The organism is Emticicia sp. C21 (assembly GCF_003418935.1).
GTDB lineage: Bacteria > Bacteroidota > Bacteroidia > Cytophagales > Spirosomataceae > Emticicia.
Genome location: NZ_QVMT01000003.1, coordinates 524,490 through 550,868 on the forward strand (window position 1 = coordinate 524,490; position 26,379 = coordinate 550,868).

Below are 26,379 nucleotides of genomic sequence, written 5' to 3' on the forward strand. Positions count from 1 at the left end.
ATGTATTTAGGTACTTGTCAGTGCCTGAGATGTGTAGACTCAGCACCTGAACCGTGATTTTCAAGACGTCGGTTGATTTGCCTGATTTCCTTGATGATTTTCGTTAAATCAGCATAGATTTCGGCAAAGGTTTTTTCCTGCGATGATTCGGCAGTAAAACAGGCATTCTGGTGTTGCAGCGTGGCGTTGTCTCGTAGAGCCTGATAAAGCTTTAGGCCGAGTAGGAGGCAGGTACCGAAAAGCACCGCTAAGGCTATGGCTAATGTCGGTATCAAATGAGTATCATTAGCATTTTCCATGGTAGTTGTGTGGATGGTGAAAGTTTTTACAGCTTTATTTTACTATTGGTAATGAATGTATGTGAGAAAGGTAACTCTTCGACAAAATTTAATAAAAAGAATTGATTTTATTTATGTCCCTCTTTCGAAGGTTCTACTGTGGTAAAATACAATTTAGCCTCCCGTTTCCGTCTATTCGTCAGACCCTTTGACACCACCTTTTTCCCCTCTTTAGTTACTTTGTTCCATTTCAGAAATTCAGCCTTAATTGTTACGTCGTTCGAATTAGCAAGCACCTTTTTCTTCAGGGTCGATTTATTAAAACCTGCCTTGCCTACATTGTAGATAAAAGAGGCCAGTGCATCATATTGATTCTGGTTAAGACCCTCAGGGATATTTGGGGCAAAATCCTGATTGAATACATGCAGTAGCAATTCGCTGGCCTGTGGTTCTGTTATCGGCGCATCTGTTTTAGTTACTTTTGTTCCATCAGGATAGTAGGTTGAGCCATACCCGATTGTCCAGACACCCACAATATCCTGATAGGGCTTTGCTCTGAAAGCCTCTGATGATTTTATCTCCTTGAGTCCGTTTTCTGATAATTTCATGTTTCTATAGTTTTCCGTTCATGTTTATCTTAATTGCCCTCTTGTATGGAGGCATTTCTCTTAATTCGGCTGTGTGAAGGGTATATATATCCTGCTGATGAATACCCAAATCGGTGCGGTACATTCTTTGTTCATGCCCGTCTTCACTCCAGGGATGATGAATCCAGAAATCGACTATCATATTACCTTTACTGAGTACCTTAATCTGATACGTCCGGTTAATGGGCAGATAGATATTACAATCTTCTTTAAGTCCTGAAAGATACTGTTTATCCGGATGATTATTTCCATAAGACCCACCTAATCTGCTTTCAATACTTGCCTCTTTCTGGATTACCCGCACCCACACTTTGCCCGATAAGTCTGTAATTTCATAATCAACCTTACTTCGCTTGTCGCCGATATTTTCGCCCAGACTAATGCTGTGTATGGCTAGTTGTACGTTCAGCCTGTTATCATTCTTTACTTTTAAGGTTTCATCTGCCAGAAAAATATCTGACACTCCCTCGTATCCATCTATTTGTAACCTTACCATTCCCGCTGGGGCTTCATTAGATAAAGGAGGATAGGAAGGCTCCACAGAGGGTGGCTGAGGTGCCGGAATATTTTCTATTCGTGGTAGAAAATCATAGATATTCGGTGAGATCTGTTGGGTCGGGGCGAATCCCACTAATTCTATCCCGCTATTGGCTTCAATAATCCGTCCAATGGTGGCTTCATCGATAAACACCCTTACGTTGTGGATTTTGTAATAGGTATCAATGCCATCGCCTCTCCGAAACACCAGAAAAGCATTGGTGGCGTCTTTGGGAATCAAAGGTTGTCCCACCGATACAAGGTTGATAAGGGGCAAAAGCCCCAAAAACAATAATTTTCTCATATAATTTTTCAGTTGTGTATGCCCTATGGCCAGAGATTATTATTAATCTTGATTAATCGCTGATGAATATTCGACTGTGTTAGCTGACTCCCGTATATCCTGATAGTCTCTGAGGTCCCGGCAGGTGTATTGGATTTACCCTGATTATAGATGATCCCTCCCGGAGCATTACCATCAGCATGATATACATCGAACCTGCAAGGGGCATCAGCTACCGTAATAATAATATTATAATAATCGGAATGAGACGATGGCAATGGTAGCCAGAAGCGACAGTCTTCTACCAGATTCGGATTGTTCAGAAATCGGTATTCCGGGTGATTATTAGAATAATCAGAAGACCCCTCATTCGGATTTACCCCAAATTGCTGTTCTACTTTCAGCCATTTTACGCCGGAGCTATGGGTAATCTCGATGGTACTTTTGGTTTTTGCTACCCCGGTAGGATAGGTAATGCCAAAGGCCGTAAGTATTATCGGAAATCTGGTTGAGTTATAGTTCTGCTGAAGTGTTGTGTATGGTTTATTGTTGTTTTCGTCTTCAAGGCTCCTGAACCCGTAATAAGAGTTTTTGATGTCGGCTTGTCTGATATAATACCGCTGGTTATCCTTTACCTGAAAGCCAAGTGGGTAGTTGGCGTCTCCTAGTGGCGCAGTGCTATTGGTGAATGTAATATTAATACGATTGTCGGCTCTACCACCACCAAAACTCCATTTCTGGATGCCTCCGGTTTTATGCCCACTATATAATAATTCGCCAAGATTGATAGCCGCAGACCCATTCACCAGCGCTGCCCGGTTGTTGCTGTTATCTCTCAGAAACTCAGGGCTAACGGTACTAAAAACTGGCTTTAATACACTGCTGAACCATAGATCCTGATAGGGACCTCCGATGAATAAAAGGTCTTTTGCTCCGTTGGCTATTGCATCATACCCTGATTGAATCATATTTGCTTTTACTACATCGTAGGGCAAAGGATTGTTTTGGTCGCCAAAATAATCGATATGATGCAGTTCAGTCATTATCTTTTTAGGATAATTCTGTACATAGTCTAAGGTTAAAGAGGTATCATTAAAACGATTGTCGGAAGCAAAAGCGGTCTTCATGCCATCACTTATTTGTCCCCATTTGATAATATTGTAAGTGGCACGCAATGGTACCAGCTCATCGTTAGGCGATACTCCACCAAATGATAAGATAAATTTAATATTGGTATTATAGGTGCTATTGGCAGCGGTGACAGCATTTTTACAATCGCTGGCAAAATCGTACAGCATACTTTCACGGAACAAATACCAGTCAACTCCTCTTTTTGAAGCAAAGACTGTATTTAATTCAGCTACATCTGTTGTTCCTTGTCCCAAACCTGTATTCGGAGGCTCTATCTGACTATCAGCAGTGTATCCGGTACCCCAAGCGGTATTAAGTGCTTCCCGATTTGCGTATGCACCAGGATTTGCCGCTGCATTAAACAACCACGTACGGAAAGCACTTTTTGTGACTCCGGAATAACCAATTATTGCTTTATAAGCAGGGTTACCGTTTTCATAATTAAATCCATATTCTGCCTGTTCAGTTATTGTAGGGATAATATAATTAAACTGGCTGCCGAGCTTGTTAGCATAGTAATTTGTGACCTTTGTAAAAAAGTCTAACATCATACTTCGACCTGCCCCTGCTGTTTTATCAGAAAGTGGTGCGTGTGCGTTTCCATATCCCCATACCCCTAAATCATTATTCCAACAGTCTTTTTCATTGACTGATACAGGCCACCATTTATTGGCATTTCTTCGTTCTGCATCCTGATATATTAGTAGTAATAAACTAATCTTTACGTATGGGTATTTTGTTTGAACAAAGTCAATAGCCAGATTCTGCTTGTTATAGGCAGTTGATGAATTTGTGATTTGTTCGGCATTAGAATCAAAAATATCTGACCATAGAACCGGAATAACGATATTGGTCGCACCGGAGGCAACAAAACTATCCACTCCGGATTTGAATTGTCCTAAATCCTGAAAAGGGTACATATTCATATAAGACAAATACTTGGTAGTAGGCCAGGAGTCTACAAAGGTGCCATATCCGGCGGGCTTGTTAGCTAAGGCCAAAGTATCTGTGGCATGAGTGGTGGTACCACTCATGATATTTGCCCGGTAGTCGGTTATTTCGCCGCTACTATTGGTAGGCAGCCAATAGTATTGAGTAGCGGCAACGCTACTTGTGTTGATTACCCGACGGTTGAATAATCCACAGTAATTCGTGCCGCTATCTTTAAGAACAATCCCCTGAAATACGGGTTTTGAAGTAGCCATTTTAAGCTTTTGTTTTCTTTTCTGTGTCGATAAATACTAATAGCATCTGCGCTTTGGTAAGATTGGGCATCGACTCATGTTTTTCGATGAATTCTTTTACCGTGCTTTGGTCTGACTGGTCTAAGTCGATAACCTCGCCACGATGTAGTTTCGTGGCCATTTCCCAAAGCTTTAATGCATTACCTTTGGTGCTGATAGCCAATTGGTCGGCCAGGATTTTGCCCATGTTTGAGCCTTCGATAACTGTTCCGTCTAAGCCGACGATTGGTTGATTAAAATCAAGTTTCATAAAATTTACTTTTTGGCGGTTCGCCGCCGCGATTGTTATTAATTAATCTGATACAAATGTTAGTTTTTTAACCCCGTTAGTAACTGAAATACGCCCTCTCACATAATGCCCATCCGGAAATGAGTTTATACTATGAAAGTCTATCTCAACCGCGTTGTTGGGCCCGGTTTTTTGAAAATAGAATTGATTTGCTTCTATTTGTAAGAAACTATTTGTTCCCAAAAATAATTGGTCATTAGTGGTAATTCTCAGTCTTTTAGGTGAGCCTACAACCCAAGTAAGATGCTCATATTTTATTTGTGCTCCATAATTATCCCATATAATGGATTTGTCAATAGGCAATAAAATATCATTTGCTACTGCACCGCCGTTCCAGGCTGCATTTCCTCCGCTACCCAGCATATCTACCGTTGCGATACGCGAACGAGTGCCATCCAGTTTTTTATGATAAAGGTTTCCATCGGCAGATAATTGCATACCGAATTCTTTAATGGCATCATTGGCATCGGCAGCATATCCGTGCAAGCCCAGCACCACACCTGTTATTGAATTGGTGAATACAAAAGCATCGGCATAGGTTTTGGCACTATCACTAAACATCTGGAAGCCCTTTTCGCCTGAAATGTCTTCAAGCATAATAAGATTGTTTTTATCCTGAAGCTCACCAGTGTTCAGGTATGCCCATTCATTAGAGCTACCATTGTATTTAATAAACTGGTGGTCGAGACCTGCATTCCCATTGATTTTGAGTTTACCTTTAAAGTCGACATCAGCAGCAAATTCAGTACCTGTACTTTTAAGTATTATCTGAGTCGCATTGTTTCTTTCTAACGAGAAATCAAAGTTATCATTTGTTCCTATAATGATTGCTACGCCAGAGGCATTACCTCCTAAAATCAGACGGTTGTTCACCTGCCCCTGTAATTTCTGGAATGCCTGCAGAATGGTATCCGTAGCTGCTAGGGTCGTATTTGTACCAACTGCATAGCCAGTTAAAGCTGTTGCTAATACGCGTGCAGTAGTAAAATAGAGCCCAGTACCCTCGGCAATGTTGGTAGTAGTAGTAGCCGTAGTAAGATAGGTATTATTATCATAACTGATAGTAGAGCCTGTTATTTTAACAAACCCAGTACCTGACAATTTAGCCTGATAGGCTGTAGTAATATCAGAAATATCAGCCACAGCCAGCGTCTTCCATTCGTTGATGGCAGTAGAGCCGCCTGCGGTAGTTCTTCTTAAAAACTGTCCACTAGTACCATTCGAAAAGGGAACCCCAAGCGCAGGATTACCGACATAAAGTGAGCCATTATAAGCCACATTACCTGTTACATCTAGGTTATAGGCAGCAGTACCGGTTCCTATCTTTAGGCCTGAACTATTGAGCCTGGCCATTTGCGCATCTCCATTAGTATAGAAGTATAAATTTGGGGCAAAAATGTCCAGTGTACCGTTTACGACTGTGGCTATACGTGGGGCTGTTCCCATGTAGTTAAGAATATTTACACTTAATGCAGCTGTTCCAACGTTCAGGCTTGTAATAAGTGTATTACCTTCAATATCCAGGAGAAAATTGCTTTCCGGTGTATTAGTGCCAATACCTATATTGGTGCCATTATCATAGATAAGGCTTGAGCCTACAGTTCCGCTGGCAGTGAATTTAGCAAGATACCCTACAGTTCCTGCGATGGCACTAGTCGTTGCATATCCTGCACTGGCATGATTCCCCCAACTATAAGCAGCATTCCATTGACCAATCCGGGCCGGAGTGATATCATATGTAGTTTTGAATGCGGACCAGACAGGGTCTGTTTCTGCCCCAAAGTCAAGGGCATAGGTAATAGCAGTTGTATTAACTGTAATGGTCGATGTATTTGTGTTAATATATCGTTGATTTGCGTAAGTACCTGCTGTAATGAGGTGATAAGCTCCTTTGATCTCCTCTTCTGAATCATTGTTTGTACTTCGTGTCCAGGTAGTGGCAGACACCACATATACACCGTTGTTGGCCGCTGTACTTTGTCCGGCTACTAATATCAAGTCACCGGCAACCAGTGCAACACTATTAACCGTTTGCGTACCTGAAAGCGTGATATTAGTTAAGGATATTGTTTTGACTGTCTCACCTCTTTTGATAGCAGAACGACTATCGACATAAGCTTTATTTACCAGATGATCTGCATCGGTAGGTGCTGCTTCTCCTATTACGTTTTCAGTAAATCGGGCAGAACCGTTCACATCAAGTTTATATTCAGGCGTAATGGTATTAATACCAACATTGCCATCACCTCTCAGAAACATGAGGTTCAGATTTGGGGTCGGGTTAATGTTTTTGAACAGAATCCCCTCTGTTGTGGTGCTTGAATTATAAGTAATTTGCATACTACGGGCAGTACCATTGACACTGACACCACCTGTGATTGAATTGGTTACAGTTGCGCCACTTCTCAAAGTTAGGGTACCATCCACATCTAATCTACTGACAGGCGTAAGCACACTACTTGATAAAATCATATCACCCGCAGCAGTAATTAACCCCCTAGTAACACCGCTACTTTGGAAAACAACTCTACCAGAAGAAACACCTGCGGAAAGATATAAATCGTTCTGGCTAAGCAACTGTCCATAAGTAAACCCATATAGAGTCATTATGGATGCATTATCAGTAGACTGCAACCTTAGTTGTTTAACACCTGTACCCGAAATATGTACATCTGTACTAGGTGTAATACTATTACCAAAGCCTACTTTACCATCGGCAAGCATAGTCATGTAAAAGGCATTATTTGTACCAATTGACAAGCTATTGTTTTGATAATTCATCAAGCCCATAGCATTACCTGCCCCACCATATCCGAAGTAGCCGTAGTTTAATCCCTCAGCTTTGAATCTTAGGTAGGGTCGCCCTCCGGTGCCATTGGCTTCCAGGTCTATAATGGGTGTGGCTCCTGATAAGCCACCAGTATATACATGGAGTTTGGCCGTCGGTGTGTTAGCTGTACCAATTCCAAGATTACCATTCAGCGCATTGATATAAGAGCTACCATCGGCATTGAGTTGATGTTGTGCATTGGCAGTGCCATCACCTTTGAAAATAGTAAAAATTCTATTACCTGTAGTATTAGTCAATCTGAATAGCCGGAAATTGGCAGAGTTATTTGTTACCTCAGGGAAATCGACATGAATAAAGCTACCGATATTGCCATTCTTCATTAATATATTATTCGTACCAGTGGTTCCGGATAAGGCTATATCTCCAACTACATCAAGTTTTGCTTCAGGTGCAAATGTGCCTATTCCGACATTTCCGTTTCTATCAACTCCAATGGCATTAACTATTGTGTTACTTGCATTTCGACATCTGAAGAAATACCCGCCGGAGGCTTGTCCCATGTCGAAATACATATCGCCTGCCGATGCACTAGTGCCACCACTTATACCAATTATACCATAACCTACCCCGATCCTATTAATTGAAATAATTGGAGCTGTGGTGTCGGCAACAGTGAGTTTTGTGATTGAGTTAATTGTTCCAATCCCTAACCTCCCGCCCAAATAATTACTAGCGCTCCCACCCATATACAAATTCCAAACCCCTGTGTCGGCTTCGAGACCACCGTAAAAACCGTAATTGTTGGTAGCGCCTGTTAATGCTGAACTGGCTACAAAACCATATTGGCTTGAGATATTGCCTGCCAAAGTACCTTGGCTCGCTATATAGTGATAAAACTGGTTGACAGTTGCACCTGCTGAGACATTCGACTGTGAATAATTCAAAAATGCGCTTGTGGCACTTATCTGCACGGTTCCATAGTTGAAAAAACTGTAAGGTGTCGTTGGGGATAGTGGCAAAGCTAATGCAAGATTTCTGTCGGTTAACGAAAGCGTGTTGATACCAATCTTTCCTCCGATAAAGTTATTGGCAGATCCGTCCATATAGAGATTCCAGGCACCAGTTGCATTCCCTATACTTCCTCTGAAAGCAAAGTTGTTGGTTGCTCCTGATAAGGATGGTACATAAAAACCATTCTGGTAGGTTATGCTTCCACTTATAACTCCTTGTACAGCCGTGTAATGTGCATAAGTACTTAAGGTAACATTAGATGCTGCATTTGCTTGCGAGAAAAACTGATGTGCCTGTCCGGTTACGCCTGATTGCACCTGCCCGTTGCTTATCATACCATAGGCCGTTTCATTCCCAATAATAGGTAAGGCAAGTTGGAGGTTTCTATCAGTTAATATATTGGCACCAATCCCCAGACGGCCATTCAAGTAATTACTTCCTGTTCCGGCCATATAAAGATTCCAATTCCCATTGCCTAATGCTCCATAAAAACCATAATTATTGGTAGCACCAGCCATACTGCTTCCGGCATAAAAGCCATATTGTGCTGTAACTGGTCCTGAAAAAGTGCCTTGCTGTGAAGCATAATGAATCAGCGAAGTAACGTTTGCTGTTGAAGCTACTGCCGCACCAGTATTGTAGTAGATTCCGGTAGTCACTCCAGATTGCATTTGCCCCTCGGCAAATATTCCATATCCGTAGCCGCTACTTCCGTTTATTGCTTTACCTATTCTTACAATGATATTACTTAAAGATGGAGTTCCGATTCCTAACGTACCTAATCCATTGACCACCAGCATTTCGGTTGCTGAAGCATTTCTTAATTTTAATATATAGTCGTTAGCAGAGGTTCCTGCATCTACTAATAGACCATAGCTCTGGTCGGTAGTGGTGTTATTGTTATCAAAATAAGCAACTGTGTTTCCATTAGCAATTGCGCCTGTAATAATAAGAGTTGAAGTAAGCCTTGCATTGCCACTGACATCTAATTTGTAAATAGGGGTGCTTGTGCCAATTCCAAGGTTGCCGTCACCGCGCACCCGTATTACCTCTACATTGTTTATAAAGAATTTATGACCAAAGGCTGAGCCGTTTCCGGTACCTGAACGATAAGTTACATAACCTTCCGTGCCGGCTGGACCAAAACCAAAGCCATAGGCAGGTAGTCCACCAGATATGCTTCCTTCTGATAGATTGATGCCTACCGTTTCAGCACTTGAATTCCAGAATGTTCCTAATGATAAACGTGTGCTTGGAGCCATTGTACCTATGCCCAGACTACCGGCCAGATAGTTATTCGCAGTCCCTGACATATAAAGGTTCCAATTAGTTGCTGCTGCGGCAATGTTCCCTCTGAAACCAATATTAGAACTAGCATTTAAAAGGTCATCAACGTAAAAACCTATCTGAGTAGCCACTGCTCCGCCAAATGTAGATTGATTGGCAGAGTAATGCATTATATTAGTTACTGCAGCGGCTGTACTGGCATCAGAACGGAAATAATAGGCTGTAGCACTCACATCGGCTGCTACTTCACCGTCTGACCGTATACCTATGGCTATTCCTCCGCCAAGCCCGGAGGTTGAAATATCTTTGCTGACTTTAAGCGTATTGATACCAGGAACATTAGAACCAATACCTACACCCTGGGTATTCTCAAAAATATTACTATTGCCTAATGTGCCGCTTGCTGTATATTTAGCTAAGTAGTTGGTTGTACCTGTTCCTGAGAGTTTTGAATCTGCATAGCTTTTATTGACCAGATGATTGCCCGAAGTCGGTGCCGTTGATAATAGGGCGTTGGCATCAAAGGTAACATCCTGGCTAAAATGCCCTGTACCTATTACATCGAGTTTATAAGTACCTATGCTGGTACCAATCTTCACACTGCCATCTGCTCCGAAATATACTGAGTTGCTTTCAATCGGAGCACTAGTGGCTGTATCTGCTATCAGTGTGCTATGCGAACCTATTACAAGCATGTCGCCTGCACGCCAATATTCAATGGTTCTTTTGAATTTATCTATAAAGTTGGCTGCATCATAATACCCGAATTTTAATCTGGCTTTTCGTGTGGTATTGCCCGCATTATCATTGGTCGTATGGGCTACCAAGTTCAGGTCATAGCTGCCTTGTATGACAGAATCTCTGCCTCCTATAGTAACGTTTCCTCCAAAAACAGCTAGGCTGTCCCACGATGTTCCTGATAAACCACTGATGCGACCTACAGCCAGTTTTTTTACGTCAGTGATGCCGTCAACCTTCAGGGTTAGGCCTGCAACTGAGTTTCTTATTAACTGAATATTCTGGTCGGTCGTGCTGCCTAATGTACCTGTATTCGAAAGGGCATTGCCACCTAAAGCCCATTTACTATCTAAACTGGTTTGTAAGCCTGTTATGCCCGAAACCCCGATAGCAGGAATATCTCCGGCCACTAATGCTCTGAAAACTGCTGCACCACTACCAGATGCCGGAGCAGCTAAGACATAGTTTTGTGTCCGGCTTGCGGTAATAGAGGGATATTTAGAATCTAAAAAGGTTAAGTCGGCTGCTACAGTTACATCGCCTGTACCGCTGTCGGCTCCGGTAGAGCTACTGATAGCGACCCCATTGCTGGCAATCAGTTTGGTAATAACAGCACTGCCGGAAACGGTCGTGTTCAGATCGCCCCTACCGACTGAGCCATCTAAAACTTGTGATCCTTTGACGTTTGTTCTTGCCATGGAGATTAGTAATTGTGTGATTTAGAGATTGAGCGAATGAGTGATTTGTACACAATTACACTCCTTATTTAAAATAACTAACCACCAGCTTGTCATCTGAGACAGGGGCAGAATTCATAATAATATTGTTTCCTGAAATCGTGTAGTCATTTTGCCCCCCTGGTTCCTGGAGAAGACCATTCAGAAATACCTCTTCTGTACCTGCTGTTGGTGTGAAAGCTAATAAAAATGAGGTATTAGAGTTATTTTTTAGCCCTACAGGTATTTCCCTGGTTATACGATTGGCTGCAATAGTAATGTAAGAAATAGTACTTGCTGCTGTTATTCTTCCGTAAGCATCAACAGTAAAAGTGTTATAGCCCGAGTTCGGTACTACCGCAGTTGTAGCCAGATCTATGGTATCGGCATTGACTACAATGCGCGAGACACTGGCGGTGCCAATATCAAGTGTATTGCCTGATTTGGTGAGACCTGCGCCCGCAATAATTTGTCCCCCACCTGAAAACTGTGTCCAGTTAATAGCAGTTGTGCCCAGAGTAATCGGCCCGTCAGTTGATAAAATCCAGCCGCTATCAGCATATAATGTTCCTTCACTGACGAATACGAATGAACCTGGTTTTAATTCTCCTGCTGTATTTGCATCACTTGCGCGAGTCCAGCTACCTGTTGCACAGATCCAGATACCATTATCAGCCGGACCATTTCCAGTGCCCGCAGTTTGGTTTTTAACCAGTACTCTATCTCCTGCTATCACAGACACCCCATCAATGGTTTGCGCGCCCGACAAGGAAATATTGGCAGTAGTGGCAACTCTTACACTTTCTTTGCCTGAAATTCCGAGCTGGACATTTTGCATATCAATTAAACGAACCGCATCATTAGCTGATACAGGCGCGCCCAAACCAGTAATTTTGAAGCCCCCCATATCCTGGCTGGCGGTGTATGGTACACTCCCGTCTCGTTGAATGAAATTTGCCCCATCGGCCAATTTAGTTGTATTAATTGCTGCCCCTGTTGCTATATCTGCATCAACGATAGCCAGGTTTTCTATCTGCCGTTTTTTAATTTTTGAAGCTGCCATTTGTTATGTGAATTTTATATAATCAATTATTAATCTGTCGTCTGCCTCAGGTGCAATACTCAATTCAATAGTGGTGTTGGTCAATTCCTGATAATCGGCTGTGTTTCCTTTAAATTGCCGCACGCCGTTAAGATACACTCTGGTGCTACCTGCTAAGAATGGCTCGGTAGTCTGGAAAACCGTATTAATACCGTCATGCGCGCCTATCATCCCATAATCGGTTCTGAAATAGGTCGCATCGGGCGGAAAACTCTCGGGCACATCGCTTAAATCATTCCATTGGTTTACCTCAATGTCGCGGTTGGGGAAGCTGTAAGCGCGGTCTTCGGTATTATCACCAATCAGAAATTCTCCCAGAAAATTGTTGTTATTCTTTACTCCAAGCCTTCCTATAATTTCGGTCAGGCTTCCGAGGTTACCGAGTTGTAGTTTTTTTGCTAAGGAAGAACCTAATTTTAAAAGCCCTTTATTTTGTGCCTGCGGACTATCACTATCTTCAGGCAGGGCATCTATTCCACCATCAGAAAAAATGTTGCCGAAAATAGGGCCTCCTCCACCTGCAGTAATTGGGCTGTCAAAATCATTGTTCAGGTTGATACTGGAGGCAATTTGTCCATTACTTACGTCAAGGACTTTATCGTCTTTAAATCGGTCGAGTACTTTTCTGTTAATACTTATCTCATCTACATAGAGTTCGGTTAATAACAGCTCTGTCGTATCTGTCTGCAAACTATATTCGCAGTAAAGTACCATGAAGCGTTTAGTATTATTCGTAAGAAAGGGGGTATCTAAAAGACTTACAAAACCTTTTACTTTTCCCTCAAAAATATCTCCGAATCGGCTATTGGTTGCCAGTCGGTCGATTAATACCGATTCTGCCAGTGTATAAGTGGTAATTTCTGAAGCTCTTTTCCAGGCCGTTGTAAGGGTAGGAGTATCACCTACAAAAAAGCTATTTCTAAAGCTTAATTGTACAGCGCCGATATTATCCTGATAATAAATCGTTTTCTTGTTTGCCTTTTTTGAGTTGGGTAAGCTTGCATTAGCAAACTTGTACTCACGGCCTGTATAATTTATGTCATAATTGCTCCGAAACCCTAATAATTGCAGATTGCGATACCTTACTGTTTTATTGACTGGTACCGTATTACTTGCCTTTACGCCTGGATAAATCCGGATTTTTATACGGTCAACCCCGTCATAATAGGGTGTAGTTGCACCTGAAATAACAAAATTGCAATCAAAGCTAACAGCGCCTTTGTTAAGTAATAAAACCTGTTCTGTTTTCTTGATAGTACCATATTTATCAACATAATATTTTATAGAAGCATTGGTTGATTTATAGAGTATAATGGCAAATTTAATGTTATCAATGTCGCCTTCAACAAGGGCTTCACCTTTAAATTGAAACGAAGAATACTCGGTAATGCTAATGGGTTCAGATTCAAGATATTTTATATCTAGCCCATCGCTTGTGGTGTAAGTGTTTTTTATCACTATCCCTCCACCAGGAATAGACTCAATCTCCATAATAGTCCAGACACCAACTTTTGTCCAGTTCAACGGAGTAGAAGCACTAGAGAAACTTGTGAATTCACCGTTTGGCAGAAGATTGGCTTGTGGACCGACTTCGTAGTAAGAGGAAAATTCCTGATATGGAATATCTTTTCGATTAATAGCGCCTTTGATTACCTTTAGGCCACCTGTGTGTATTACCACATCTGTATTAAAGATAGCTGAGCCAGTAGGGGTGCCGTCGGCTGCATAACCTCTCCCTTGTAGAAATCCATCTGCCGCTTCAATGGCAGAGGCAATAACCCAATGTCCGCCTGATTGAAAAAGCCTTAAGTCGTGTACGGTTAAAAGCCTTTCCAGTAATTCATAATAATTAATATAGGTATTGTCTTTACTTAATAAAGACCTGACATCTATATAAAGCTGGTCTAACGGACAACTGGCTGAAGATTTGGCCATGGCACTATCATACTTATTGTAATAAATAAATAAGGGTAAATCGTGCCCGGTTTCTTTTAATGCTTGTTGTATCAGACTTCGTACTGATTGTTTTTTTGAGGCTACATTCGGGTGTAAATCATTAAAATTAATGTCTTTTAATCGATTGATACCCTCTTTTGCCATTATTTTTATGACAATGACACTGATGTCTTCAAATTCCTGAGAGGAATAGAAAGGCACTAGCCAGCCTGTAAACTCCAGAACATTGGCCTTATAGATTTTTACCTGATATTTTCGTTCATCATCAAATTGTAAATCATCCAGCTGAAAGGTATTAGTACCTTTCAGGTGCATTTCGGCATAGCGGCTTAAAATAGGAGCATATCTGTCTTCTTCCCTGTCGTGGCCGATTCGGATGCCGTTGCCCATCAGGATAAGTTCGGATGAACTGCCCGAATAATCTTTTTCAAGCAGTTCAACTTTCCATTCATCGGGCGATTGCCCGTAGGCAGTGGCGTAATATTTTAATTGATATGCCATGATTAAAATCCTCTGATTACTTCGTAACGTTGACCCGACCAGAATACATCGCCGCCGCGGAGTACGCTCTCATTTGTAGTTTGCTGTGCTGATTGTTTCTGCATGGCGTAAGACGGGGCATTTCCATAACTGAAACCCGGAGATGAGGGGCTTGCATTGGCGCTTCCAGCAGAGCCCATAGAGCCGCCACCTGCAGCCTTGCTCCCCATTCCTTTTAATGCACCACCTAGTGCTATTAAGCCTATGCCCGCAGCAATAGCAATGGCCGGATTAAATGAGGTCAGTGAAAGTTTTATGGCTTGAATACTTAAACCAAGACTAATAGCAGACTTTCCTAAGTCTATCGCAATACTTCCTAACTTTGAGAGCAATCCTGCTCCTATAGCTTTTGCGTCTAATTTTTTACCACCGAATGCTTCTTCCATAAAGCCTGCAATTAAATCAGAGGCAGCACCTACTACCGCATTTAGTGATTCCTGGATAGCATTTGTTAAGGAAGAACCCATTGCCTGAATTTTGCCCAATACCTTATCCGATGCTTTTGTAACATCCAATCCGCTCACCATTGATTGTAAGATTTGCTCGCCATACTCTGAGAAATCGACCATACTGGCATTCTCTCCAAATACTTCCTTAATTTTCTCTACAATCTTCTGGAAACTCTCAAAAATGCTTTGGCCGGCCTCTTCGGGTTTCATGCCATTTTCAATGGATTGTCTGATTTGTGTGCCTAGCAGGCTGAAAGTGGCATCACTTTGCTCGCCGAATTTTTCTTTGATTCTGTCAAAGGTGTTGCTAATCTCCAGGTTAATTTCGTCTGCATTCGAGAGTACTTGCGTTGGCATTTTTATCTGAATAGCATCGAATTTCTTTTGTAAACCGGCTCCAAAATCAACCCCGTTCATAGCATCGTTCAACACAGAAACAAATTGCTCTTTATTCCCTCCGAATACCTCGCCGAGTGTAGTTTTTAACTGTTCGGCGCGCTGTTCCATGTCAGATTTGTCATCTCCTGCGAAAATCAATCCGAACAAGCTGGTTTTTGATTGCAGAGATTCAACATCTCCTAAAGCTTTTGTGAGGGGCTTAGGGGTAGACTGTGTTGTTTTTGTTGGTACTTCTGATTTCTCCCCTGCTTCTTCAGGGTCATCATTTATTTTCGTTTTATAATCAATACCATAGTCTTTTCCTGAGATTATTTTCTTAGGTTTTCCTCCGAAATCGAAACTGAGATCAAGATTGGCTATTTTTTTGGCGAAACTTTCGCCACTTTTAACCAGATCTGCGGTTTTTACCTTAAAGCCATTGGCAAAGGTATCAATCATTGACAGACCAGTCTTAGCCCCTTTTGAAAGACCTTCCATGCCCAGGAAATCATAAAGTTTGATTTGCAACTTCATGACTCCCTTAATGCCACCTGCTATGATGTCAATGATATTGTTCCAGATATCTCCGAGGATGTTTTTTATATTTCCCCATAAGCCAGACCAGTTGCCCTCTAGAATATTACCGAAAGCTTTAACTATCTCAATAATTAAACCTAGGGCATATTTAGCCGCTTTTGTTACCATTTCCCATGCACCGCTATCTTTTAATACTTTGCTGATTTTATCCCAGTTATAGATAATCAAAACAGCGGTAGCAGCCACAGTAGCTCCAATGGCAATTATAGGAAAAGAGAGGCCAGTCAGAGACGGTAGGAGGGTCATAATACCGCTCATTACCTTTTGAAAAACCTTACCCAGAATATCACCAAATTTGATGATAACATTCATAGCTATCTGTAATACCCCGCTTATTTTATCAACAACCAGCATTGCTCCCTGAAAAAGAAGCTTTAACTTATCAAAGCCAACCATTAACGGCCCGATAGAAGCAGCCAGACCACCTACTACAAGAATAGCTTTTTTTACGCCCGGGTCAAGGTCTTTAAAGAACTGAAGTACATCATTCAGGATACTGAGTCCCTGGTTTAAAACAGGCAGTAGTACCTCACCAAAAGAAGCATATAATTCTTTAACAGACTCATTGAAAATCTGCATCTGGCTGGCGGTTCCGTTGCTGTTTTTGGCAAAATCGCCCTGTGCACCAGCGGTTTCATTCATCACGAAGCCATAGCGTAAAGCTGCCTTTTCGGCTTCAGTCATGTGAGCATAGGTTTCTTTAAAGCCCTCACTAAGCGCAAACTGTTCCAGTTTGGCATCGCTCATCGTAATGCCTAATTTCTGAAGCGCATCGGCATCGCCTGTAAAAATACCTTCAAGTGCCGAGCCGGCCACATCAACCTGCACGTTTTTATAAGAGGCCAAATCTGCGGCAAGCGCTGTTAGTCCGGCACCCATTTTGGCTGCTTCTCCCTGGCTAAGCCCCATCATCGAACTCATATCTCCAAAACTGGAAATCATCTCTAAAGCAGAGGATTGGGCAATGCCAAATGAGTTGAGTGAGTTCTGAGCAAAATCTTTAACGATACTACTGCTATCGCCAAAGGTATTTTTAACCCTTCCCAAAGCCCCTTCAAGTTCGTTAGCGTATTTGACGGCCTCAGTTCCGAAAGAGATAAAGGTAGTGCTGAACGAACTAAGGAGTCCTTTAAGGTCTTTGAGTTCGTCTTCAGTCATCCTCAACTTATCTATGATATCCTGCATTTTTTTATTAACCTCTTGCGTATTTGCCTCTACGTCTATTACCTTTTTAGTCTGCTCTTCCATCTGTACGTGCTTTAAAATTTGCTTGGAGTATCTTCGCGAATTCGGTTAATGGCATACTTTTAGCCTCAGGTCTTTTGTCAAAACTCAGCGGGAAAGCCTGCTGCGGTGTGATGCGGTTTCGGGCTACGATATTATACACCAGGGCATATAGCTCCCGCATCGTCCAGATATTCCGCTCAAATTCGTTGTTGACCCTATTGATATAACCCCGACGGATATTCATGGCTTGTCTTCTTGTCATTTCATACCAGAATACATCGGGGGATATACCTACTTCACCACAGAAGAACTCCTCTAGTTCGTCTCTATTGGGTCGTTCGTAGCGGTCAGTTGCTGTGGGTTCTCCTTGATTTGTTTCATTTTTTTTTCAACTCGGTCTACAATGGTTTGTCCCATTTTTTCATAGACTTCAGCTATGTTCGATTCCTCAGCCAGTACTCCATCTTTGGTTATCATTTCCATAAAACTCCCGATGGTATACTTCTGTGTCTGTGCCGGGTTTCGCTGGCAATAGATTTTGTAAGAGAAATAGGCGTAATAGCGGGCAAAGACAGCAAAACTGCCCACGCCATTAAATAATGAGCTGATTTCGGTTTCAGTATCAGCTTCAAATTTAGGAATAGCCAACTCCAGCGATTCGTTACAAACCTGTAGTTTGCCTTGTAATTCTCCGTGTTTTAGTTCAATGATCATATAGCTTGCTTTTTGGATTGAGTGAATGAGTGATTGAGTGAATTAGTGATTGTTTTGATGACTCGAATTAAATTAATCACTCAATCACTCATTCACTCAATTTAATTTACGCCACAGGCGTCAACTCAGGCAGAGTTACGATTTGCAACGAAAAGGTATATTCTACTATACCATTGTTTTCATATTTGTTGCCGATGCTTTCAAAAAAAGCGTCGAATGCCAGTGTGTAGCCGCCTTCTTCTTCGGTGAATATACGCATGCCGTATTTGCCACCATTGGTGTCGGCCTGGGTATTCAACCAGTAGCCATATACGTCTGTATATGATACGAAGCCTGTGCCCGGCGCAGTATCTTCTCTGGCGGTACAGTTGACAGTCGAATCAAGCAGGGTTTTGATATAATCTTTGTGCTTGCCCGTGTCTTTGCTTGAAACTTCTACTTTTTCAGATGAATGAGAAATGTCGAAGCTTATTTCGTGCTTGAATTTTTTCCAGGCTGGTGTGCCTGATGTACCCGTGTTGATTTCGAGTCTGTACTTTTGACCTATTAGTTGTGACATATTATAATTGGTTTACTGTTACTTCAAATGTGATAATTTTACGGACGATTAAGTCGGTATTACTACGGTCGCTAAGATTGACCGATGGGCCACCTGATCTTACATTGACTAGCTGAAACTCGGTACTATTAGCCAACCCTGTTGAAGACGGCGTAGGCAAAATCAGCTGACCAATACCACTGGCAACCTCATTTACTCTATGCTCGGTGCGCTCGCCACCTGTCAGGCGGTTGACGATGTCCAGGTTGATAGATACCTTGCTACCAAAATTAGTTTTAGTATTGAACTCGGTAGTATGAGCAGCATATAACCTTATGAAAAGATTGTCGGTGTCGGCTTCATCCTGCTCTAGCGCAAATACTTTCACGAGCGCACCCTCATGGCTGATAGCCCCGTTGAGCACACGGAAAAATTCGCTGAGGATATAGTTGGTGGCGTCTTTCATGGGAATTTAGTGATTGAGTGAGTTAGCGATTGAGTGATTGATACGCTATTTGTCTTGTTATATTGGTGCAATGGAATTGTGTTTTGGTGATTATAGTGACATTAATAATCGCTCAATCACTAATTCACTCAATTACTCAATATTAAATCCTTGCAACCAGAGTTAATACCTGCTTGGTATGGGTATCGTTTTCAGCGATGGTTTGTATGGTGTATCGCTTGCCTTTCCATTCTACTTGTGTGGTTTCAGTAGGGGTAAAAGCTGGATTCCTCCATACTTCGGCAGTCAGCATCTGATTGAATGTCAACTGACCATCTGCATTGCTAATGGGCAGGGTTTTCTCCTGGATACAAGCCAATGTGCTCAAACTCAGGGTTTCGCCAGTGCGGGTCTTGCCACCCTGGTTATCGGACGACACCGTTGCGTTATAAAACCGAATTTCTTCGGTAAAAGCTAGGCCTGCCATAATTACACTTGTGTTTTGGTTAGTACACCACCCATTTTTAATTGCTTGGTGCGGGGCTTGCCTTTGAGTTCTTTGACAATCCCTCGTTCAATATAGCTTTTCAATACCTCAGCTGAGAGCTTTACTTTTGTTCCGGCAACTTGCTTTTGTCCGGCCCGGTTGGTGGTTTCTACTAATGTTTCGGCATTCATATCGGTAATGCGTTTACGTGCATGGCTAGTGCCTTGTACATGGGTGTTTTGTTGACAAATACCTCATAAACCAGGCTCTTAATCATTTGCTGATGGGTTGGGTCAATCTCTTGTCCACCGGCCTGATAGCTGATTTTTATGCCCTCAGCAAAATCTCCGACGAGTGTTAAAAAGCCCCCTACGCTTTTCAATTCATAGGTTTCTTCTGCTATTTCAGCATCCGATAAATCGGTTACGGTGATAGCACCTACTGCATCGACAGGTAGGTAGGGGAGCTTTGAAAAATCGTAGAACTCTCTCCAAGAGACTACAACCGACCGCGGTATTAGTGATATACCCAGTTTATCTTCAACAAGCCTTCTGCAGGCTGTATTTAAAGCATTCAGTGTATCGTCATGCACGCCAAGGCTGGCATCCATGCTGATAAAACGTTTGATTTCTGAAAGGCTTACAGGCTCTTCAAAGCTATCGGCATCGGTTAATTGTACCGACATACCTCGGGTGATTCTTTCAGTGATTTCAGATTTCATTTGTTTGTTTTTGTTTACAGTCCCTTAGGGACGATATATCGGTAGAAAAAAATAAAAGTAATGTATTGTCTTGAGTCCTGTAGGGACGGTATATTAAAATTGTTGACTTAAAAATATATCGCCCCTACAGGACTTTAGCACTAATGGTGAATGTTTCATTCTACCGATATATCATCCTTACGGGACTGATTTTAAGTCCTAATTCACATGAATCCAGGCATTGAATGCCGTTGATTGCGTGCCTGAACCTATCAGCCTGACACGGTACCAGGGGTAGGCGTGAGTGGTCAGTTTCCAGATTTTTAGTTGTGTTGTGGTATTGCTGATGGCTACGCTGTCTGTTCCTATTTTTTCGTAGCTGATACCATCTACACTGCCCTGAATACTGGCGTATCCGGCGGGAGTACCTGTGCCTTTGGCCAGATTCAGTTGAATCGTGACGGCTGTGGGACTAAATCCGGTTGATTTGATAGGCGCATAGACACTGGCATAAGCATAAGAAGCATTTGTCAGTAAGCCTGTAGTTGGTGTAGGCTTGAGTTTTGCCTGTGCCATAGCACCTATCGAAATCACCAGAAATGTTATGGTTGTGAGTAGTTTTTTCATTGCTCGTTTTTTCAAAATTGTTGTGTTTTGTAGAGACGCAATGCATTGCGTCTTCATGAGATTATGCGTACAACTAGATGATGTATTGTTCTTTAAACCTACTCTCAAATAAAATTCAAAGGATGGTCAAGGTCCCTGAAGACGCAATGCATTGCGTCTCTACGAATGGGAAATACCAAAAAACTACCCAACTTTATTGAGCGCAGCAACCGCTGCGGCGAAGGTTCCTTTTACCAAAACCTGGGTGTCATTGCCGCTAACGAACTGCACTAAACGTTGCTCGACGAGGATGGTTTTTTTGTTGTTGATGAAGTCATCGCCTGATAAACCAATCTGTACCGTTAAGCCCTCGCGGTAGAGTACATTTACTACTGACATATCGCCACCGACAAACTCGCCTGAGGCGATGGCTGTGGTTGGAATAATCTCTAAACCACTGATAACAACGCGACCTGTGCCGGCTACTTCGTATTCTTTCCAGATGGGGTGGCCGTCGGTATCTTTGATTAGCTGGATTTTTGCCCAGTCGGCTGAGTTGACGAATAAGGCATTGCCGATACCATAGGCGAGCTCTACCTGCAAGGCGATTGCTCTGATGACATCCAACTCATTAGCCATCGGGATTTGCGCGGCTAAGTCTCCGGCGCTGAAAGGGGTGGCGTAGTGTGTTAAGCCATATAGGTTATCGTCGGCACCGTCGCCATCAATCAACTGATCTTCTGTTTTTACCGAAAGGCGTTTTGCCATGTTGTTCTGGATGTAGGAGATTAACTGCGGTAAATCGGCCAGCATTTCGGTGGTTACCTTGCCGTAGACTGCAATTTTGCGTACTTCGGCGATTTTCTCGACATACTTTACCGATACTCTGGTTTTGGTTTCACCCTCGGCAATGAATACCGGTACTCCTTGCTCGTCAGTTTCTTCTACCCACAAGGCGCGTGGTGCGCCGATGGTACCCGGAGCGGCTACGCTCAGATAACGCTCTTCGCGCTGACGGATTTTAGAAATTTGACCGGTATTCTGCACGAGAGAATATTGGGTAGCGCCCACGCCAATGGTGTTGGCAGTGGTGAGGTCAACGGCTGCTTTGGTGCCCACCTGAAAAACCAACGGTTCTGTCTGACGGCCATTGGCTTTGACAATTGCCTCGATTTCGGCCTTTTTGGCTTTGGCGGCATTCCATAGCGCATCTTCCAACGATACATAGGTATTTGTTTTCGTATGTGACTGTCCGTTAATTTTGGCCGAGATATCATCGTTCTGGGCTGATAGCATTTCTATGAGCTGGCGTTGCTCGGCTATCTCCTTTTTAGTGGCGGTGGCGGGGTCTAAAGAGATACCCCGTAGTCGTTCGTCAATTAATCCGCCAATTTCTTTTACTGCTGCTTCTGAAAGTTGAGCCATTTTAGTGTTGTGTGTTGTGATGGTTAATCGGGATTCTGGAAATAATTGTTTTCAAAAATGGATTTTTATACATTTTTTATAATTCTTATTTCCTGAAACCTAATAACCTAATGATTATTAAATAAGAACGAGTCAATTTCCTGGCTGACAGATAACGGCTTAGTGGGTGCTGATGTGCCCGGCTGAGTGTTGGCGTGCAGGGTTTTAAACTGACTGATTTTGTCTTCGAGGTTTTGTGTGGTAAACAGCAAATCCTGCTCCGACATATTTTTTCTGAGGTTATATCTGAGTGCCGAGAGGTCCGCTATTATTTCGTTGTATAATAGCTGGGGGTTCTCCTGGTAGGCAGTTTTTACGGCGAGGGTCGGGGTCTCGGGATTGGCTCCCCAAAGCACCACCGAGCCCTCTAATAGTTTTACTTCGGAGATTTCGCGGTGGGTGTCGAAATCGTGGAATTTGATGGGGATGATGCCCACGCTGTGCTGGTTGAAATAGCCTCTTTTGTATTTTGAATAGTTGAGCATCTCGATGGGGTCGGACTCGTTGAAACGGGTGATGCCTATGAGTTGAGAGCCTTCTACGTATAAATCCTGTAGCTTGCCGACGATGCTGTCGGTGCGCCAGATGTGGTCTTTGAGGTGGTATATTTTTGAGCTGCGGCTTTTGGGGCCGTTCTCGGCGATGGTTTTGGTATAGGCACCACTCAGGATGACTTCGTTGTCGAAATCAATCATATCAAGGGTACTGAAAACCACCTTGACGGTCTTGTCGGCCTCTCCGAAATCGACGGTTGCGCTGATGGCTTTGGTGTACATTTTAGTCGGCAGCTGTTGTGGGTGCATGTGGTAAAGTATGATATTTTAACTTTGCGACAGCTAAATTATGGCAATAAAAAGTAAGAAACTAACTTGCAGCACCAATCCACACATAACAACACAATAATGCACTTTATGACACTTTCAGAAAATTCGGTAGTAAGAGTAAAAGACGTACAGGAGCTATTTCAATGCTCGGAGCGCACGGCCAAGATTAAAATGCGGATGGTACGGGAGGCTTTAGGGAAGCCTGTTAATAAGGATGGCAAGAAGGGTGGCGGAGCTATTACCTTGCGGCAGGTGAAGGGGGTTTTTGGGTTGTGAGGGGGGATAAAAATAAGATTTTGAATTGTGCCGGAAAATAAATATATTTGAATTGTAGTACGTATAAAGGTATCGGTTTTAAGGATAATAGATTTATGAATACTTCCTCAAATAAAATATGTGTTTTCTGTGATTCAGAGCTGACTAATAATAATCGAAGTAAGGAACATGTGATACCTAAATGGCTTCTTAATTTTTTAAATATTGGAAAAACTCCTGTACAGCCCTCCCATATAACATTTGAAGGACGGCTAAAATCGCAACGTTCACACACTTTGCAAGCATTATTAGCTGGAAGTGTTTGTAGTGACTGTAATAATAATTGGATGAGCCGTTTGGAAAATGAGGCAATGCCAATTTTAAAACCTCTTATTAGAGGAGAAAAAGGAGTAGTAGAATTAAATGAAAAAGAAAGAATGATAGTAAGTAGGTGGACTGCAAAAACTGCCTACGCTTTACATTGTTCATCTGACTTTGTAAAAATTGTTCCTAATGAGCATTACAAGTATATTAAAGATAATCTTAATACTCTTCCTGATAACGTTTGGGTATTTGGACAACAACATCATGGGAAAAGACCTTTTAATTGGCAGCAATCATCTCTTATAGATACAGTAGAGGAAGATGGAAAATCTTCAAGCAATAAGGAGAAACTAATAAAAACGTATAAAATTTCTTTTCAATTTGGTAAATTAATGCTTATGATAGCCTTTATGCCACATGAGAATATTAAAATGGCAATATGGGCAGGTATCCATATTCCATTAATTTTTAAATCAGTTAATTGTTATTGGTATCATAAACAAGAATTTCCTTGGTACAATAGTGAAAAAGCATTTTTAGAATTTGATTTAGGTTTACACGTATTAAAAAATAATAATTTAAAGCCTCTTCATTTAAGTAGCAAGCAAATCATTGACGCTGAATTATTTAATGAAAATCAAGGTCTAATAATGAAACTACCTTCAGGAACAATTATTGACGAAGATGGAAAAATATTGTTTTATTCTATTAAGGAGTTTTACGACAGAATTATCATAGGCGATGATTGCTTTATTTGCGGAGCATCAAAAGTTTCTAAAAAATTTAATGCAGAACATATTCTCCCTAATTGGTTATTAACAAAATATAACTTGCACAACAAATCTATAACATTGCCAAACGGTATTGCAGTTAAATATGGACATTATACAGTTCCTTGCTGTAAAGAATGTAATAGTAATTTAGGCAAACACATTGAGAAGCCGATTAGCGAACTATTAAAATTATCCTATAATGAATTTGGAGATGCCCTATCTTCTGATTTCAAAAATTTACAGTTACTCTACAAATGGCTAACGCTAGTTTTCTTTAAAATTCATCTAAAGGATAGCGAACTTTTCTGGAATTTAGATAAGCGAAAGGGAGGAGAGAAAATTAGTGAAATGTATGAATGGGAGACAATGCATCATATTCATTGTATGGTCAGAGGGGAGTATACTAATGCCAAAATTGATTATAAAACACTTGGTTCTATTTTTATTTTACCTGCTTTACAACATGAATTAATTGATTCATTTGATGTAGTTACTGATAGCAAAGGTAAAACAATTATGATTCGACTTAATGAACTTTGTATTGTTTGTGTTTTAAATGATTCATGTGCAGTGTATAATCTTTTTCAAAATATATTCCAAGAAATAAAAGGTGCATTAACTCCTTTTCAGTTAAAAGAAGTCTTTGCTCATATGGTATACATTAATACTCATATTAAGGATAGACCAATTTTTTACTCGAATTTTTCGGAAAATAGGGAGCATCATATAAATGTTAAAATTCCTGATAATTTACAGCTAATTCCTGATAATGAGGAGGTACTTACACTTGGAGAAATTTTACACTTTTATATTAAAGACATGATTGGTCAAATTGAAAATAGAGAAGAAGTATTAGCCCAAATAAAAGAGGGTAAGCGTAGTTATTTGTTTGATTCTAATGGAGATTTTTTGAATTTGGGTAAAGAACTCTATTAGATTTTATTTAACTACCTATATCTCTGCATATTGAAACAGGTGTCAAGAAACCTACCTTTCGCCTAACAGCCAAAATCACCAAAGCTTTGAAAGTGGATTGGAAAGAACTGGCTTTTTCGCCTATTACCAAGAAAATTGAATCTTTGGATATTTCGGAGCAGGAAAAACAGAAGCTGAATACGGTTCTGTGTAGTATGTATTGGTGGGGCGCTTTTTACTATATCTTTAGCTTACTTCTATGCTCCAAAGCAGGCGTAAATGGCTGCTTTTTTTGTTTTATCAGCTATTAGCTAGTAATATTTCTTTATATTTCTTCACATTTGCTGCATCATGGCTTTCTGTGCCATCATCATATCTTTCATTAAGTATTATATCAAAGACTGAAAGGATTTTTTCTTTTGTGTCAGGATATCTTCTGGCAATTTTAACGAATAGTAAACCCTCTGGTTCATTGTAAGTCCACTGGGTAAAAAGGGTTCTGGCCCAACCGATGGCATGGGGGAAAAGTATTGAGAGATTTGATAGGAAAACTTCAAAAAAGGTTTCTTTGTCAGTCTTTTTATATATGTCTGCAAACGAATGCCTGAAACTATAAATAGCTGATTGATCTTCAGATTCATCATCAAATGCGAGCAGAATTAAATCAAGATGCTCAATCCCAAAATCATTGGATGCTACGAGCAATGTATTGGATAATTCATAATCAGATTCTTTTTTATACTTTCTGATTTCGCTCAAATGGGTTTTGAAAAAGTTTATTTCTTCGGGGTTCATAGTAATTGCATTTTCTTTAATAGTTGTTTTGGAATAATTGTAAATATTCTTTAAACAAACAACAAAAACAAACTTTTTATCAATATCGGCGTTGAGAAACCAACCTTTCGCCTCACCGTCAAAATCGCCAAAGCATTGAAAGTAGACTGGAAAGAATTGGCTATTTCGCCTAGACTGGGCGTCCCCTTACCAAGAAAATTGAATCTTTGGATATTTCTGAGCGGGAAAAGAAGCAATTGAATGCGGTTTTGGGTAGTATTGGTGGGGCTATTTCGTAATATATAGACCCTTGCGACAGAGTCCCCTTGCCTGGTATAGGCACACGCACACGGGAGACT

At 41.4% G+C, this 26,379-nt stretch carries 23 protein-coding genes; 3 read left to right on the forward strand and 20 right to left on the reverse strand.

Annotated features, from left to right (window positions below):
• Window positions 1-17 precede the first annotated feature (17 nt).
• From D0T08_RS09940 to D0T08_RS10025, 19 genes are all read right to left on the reverse strand, one after another.
• Entirely contained in the window at window positions 18-275 is a 258-nt protein-coding gene (locus tag D0T08_RS09940; protein ID WP_147322745.1) for a hypothetical protein, read from the reverse strand.
• 131 nt (window positions 276-406) lie between these two features.
• A complete protein-coding gene (locus tag D0T08_RS09945) occupies window positions 407-886 on the reverse strand; it encodes a lysozyme (protein WP_116982467.1) in 480 nt (159 codons plus the stop codon).
• 4 nt (window positions 887-890) lie between these two features.
• The gene (locus D0T08_RS09950) at window positions 891-1,766 is read right to left on the reverse strand and encodes a hypothetical protein (protein WP_116982468.1); all 876 of its coding nucleotides are present in this window, start codon (window positions 1,764-1,766) and stop codon (window positions 891-893) included.
• A 23-nt stretch (window positions 1,767-1,789) separates the two neighbouring features.
• Window positions 1,790-4,081: a hypothetical protein gene (locus tag D0T08_RS09955; protein WP_116982469.1), complete on the reverse strand. Its 2,292-nt coding sequence runs from the start codon at window positions 4,079-4,081 to the stop codon at window positions 1,790-1,792.
• 1 nt (window position 4,082) lies between these two features.
• Window positions 4,083-4,370 (reverse strand): hypothetical protein, encoded by a 288-nt coding sequence (locus D0T08_RS09960; protein ID WP_116982470.1) that lies wholly within the window; start codon window positions 4,368-4,370, stop codon window positions 4,083-4,085.
• 42 nt (window positions 4,371-4,412) lie between these two features.
• Window positions 4,413-10,934 (reverse strand): hypothetical protein, encoded by a 6,522-nt coding sequence (locus tag D0T08_RS09965; RefSeq protein ID WP_116982471.1) that lies wholly within the window; start codon window positions 10,932-10,934, stop codon window positions 4,413-4,415.
• A gap of 64 nt (window positions 10,935-10,998) precedes the next feature.
• Window positions 10,999-12,015 carry a hypothetical protein gene (locus tag D0T08_RS09970; protein ID WP_116982472.1) on the reverse strand — a complete coding sequence of 339 codons (1,017 nt, stop codon included), beginning with the start codon at window positions 12,013-12,015 and terminating at the stop codon, window positions 10,999-11,001.
• Between the two features lie 3 nt (window positions 12,016-12,018).
• The gene (locus D0T08_RS09975) at window positions 12,019-14,511 is read right to left on the reverse strand and encodes a hypothetical protein (protein ID WP_116982473.1); all 2,493 of its coding nucleotides are present in this window, start codon (window positions 14,509-14,511) and stop codon (window positions 12,019-12,021) included.
• Window positions 14,512-14,513: 2 nt separating this feature from the next.
• Complete coding sequence (locus D0T08_RS09980) at window positions 14,514-17,222, reverse strand: hypothetical protein (protein WP_116982474.1); 2,709 nt, start codon at window positions 17,220-17,222, stop codon at window positions 14,514-14,516.
• Window positions 17,206-17,463: a hypothetical protein gene (locus D0T08_RS27435; protein WP_147322746.1), complete on the reverse strand. Its 258-nt coding sequence runs from the start codon at window positions 17,461-17,463 to the stop codon at window positions 17,206-17,208. Before D0T08_RS27435 ends, D0T08_RS09980 begins: the two co-directional genes overlap by 17 nt.
• A 53-nt stretch (window positions 17,464-17,516) precedes the next feature.
• A complete protein-coding gene (locus tag D0T08_RS09985) occupies window positions 17,517-17,915 on the reverse strand; it encodes a hypothetical protein (protein WP_116982475.1) in 399 nt (132 codons plus the stop codon).
• 106 nt (window positions 17,916-18,021) lie between these two features.
• Window positions 18,022-18,474 (reverse strand): hypothetical protein, encoded by a 453-nt coding sequence (locus D0T08_RS09990; RefSeq protein WP_116982476.1) that lies wholly within the window; start codon window positions 18,472-18,474, stop codon window positions 18,022-18,024.
• A gap of 1 nt (window position 18,475) precedes the next feature.
• Window positions 18,476-18,919 (reverse strand): hypothetical protein, encoded by a 444-nt coding sequence (locus D0T08_RS09995; RefSeq protein WP_116982477.1) that lies wholly within the window; start codon window positions 18,917-18,919, stop codon window positions 18,476-18,478.
• Between the two features lie 142 nt (window positions 18,920-19,061).
• A complete protein-coding gene (locus tag D0T08_RS10000) occupies window positions 19,062-19,385 on the reverse strand; it encodes a hypothetical protein (RefSeq protein WP_116982478.1) in 324 nt (107 codons plus the stop codon).
• Between the two features lie 2 nt (window positions 19,386-19,387).
• Entirely contained in the window at window positions 19,388-19,576 is a 189-nt protein-coding gene (locus D0T08_RS10005) for a hypothetical protein (RefSeq protein WP_116982479.1), read from the reverse strand.
• Complete coding sequence (locus D0T08_RS10010) at window positions 19,573-20,106, reverse strand: hypothetical protein (protein WP_116982480.1); 534 nt, start codon at window positions 20,104-20,106, stop codon at window positions 19,573-19,575. Before D0T08_RS10010 ends, D0T08_RS10005 begins: the two co-directional genes overlap by 4 nt.
• Window positions 20,107-20,304: 198 nt before the next feature.
• Complete coding sequence (locus D0T08_RS10015) at window positions 20,305-20,712, reverse strand: hypothetical protein (protein ID WP_116982481.1); 408 nt, start codon at window positions 20,710-20,712, stop codon at window positions 20,305-20,307.
• 183 nt (window positions 20,713-20,895) lie between these two features.
• Window positions 20,896-22,116 carry a phage major capsid protein gene (locus D0T08_RS10020; protein WP_116982482.1) on the reverse strand — a complete coding sequence of 407 codons (1,221 nt, stop codon included), beginning with the start codon at window positions 22,114-22,116 and terminating at the stop codon, window positions 20,896-20,898.
• Between the two features lie 107 nt (window positions 22,117-22,223).
• Window positions 22,224-22,958 (reverse strand): HK97 family phage prohead protease, encoded by a 735-nt coding sequence (locus D0T08_RS10025; protein WP_116982483.1) that lies wholly within the window; start codon window positions 22,956-22,958, stop codon window positions 22,224-22,226.
• A gap of 108 nt (window positions 22,959-23,066) precedes the next feature.
• On the opposite strand from D0T08_RS10025, the gene D0T08_RS10030 reads away from it, so the two are divergent.
• From D0T08_RS10030 to D0T08_RS10040, 3 genes are all read left to right on the forward strand, one after another.
• Entirely contained in the window at window positions 23,067-23,255 is a 189-nt protein-coding gene (locus D0T08_RS10030; protein WP_147322747.1) for a hypothetical protein, read from the forward strand.
• 95 nt (window positions 23,256-23,350) lie between these two features.
• On the forward strand, window positions 23,351-25,267 hold the full coding sequence (locus D0T08_RS10035) for an HNH endonuclease (RefSeq protein WP_147322748.1): 1,917 nt from the start codon (window positions 23,351-23,353) through the stop codon (window positions 25,265-25,267).
• Between the two features lie 92 nt (window positions 25,268-25,359).
• Window positions 25,360-25,557 (forward strand): hypothetical protein, encoded by a 198-nt coding sequence (locus D0T08_RS10040; RefSeq protein ID WP_116982486.1) that lies wholly within the window; start codon window positions 25,360-25,362, stop codon window positions 25,555-25,557.
• Here the strand turns inward: D0T08_RS10040 and D0T08_RS10045 are convergent.
• The gene (locus tag D0T08_RS10045) at window positions 25,547-26,041 is read right to left on the reverse strand and encodes a hypothetical protein (protein ID WP_116982487.1); all 495 of its coding nucleotides are present in this window, start codon (window positions 26,039-26,041) and stop codon (window positions 25,547-25,549) included. The genes D0T08_RS10040 and D0T08_RS10045 overlap by 11 nt on opposite strands.
• Window positions 26,042-26,379: the final 338 nt, after the last annotated feature.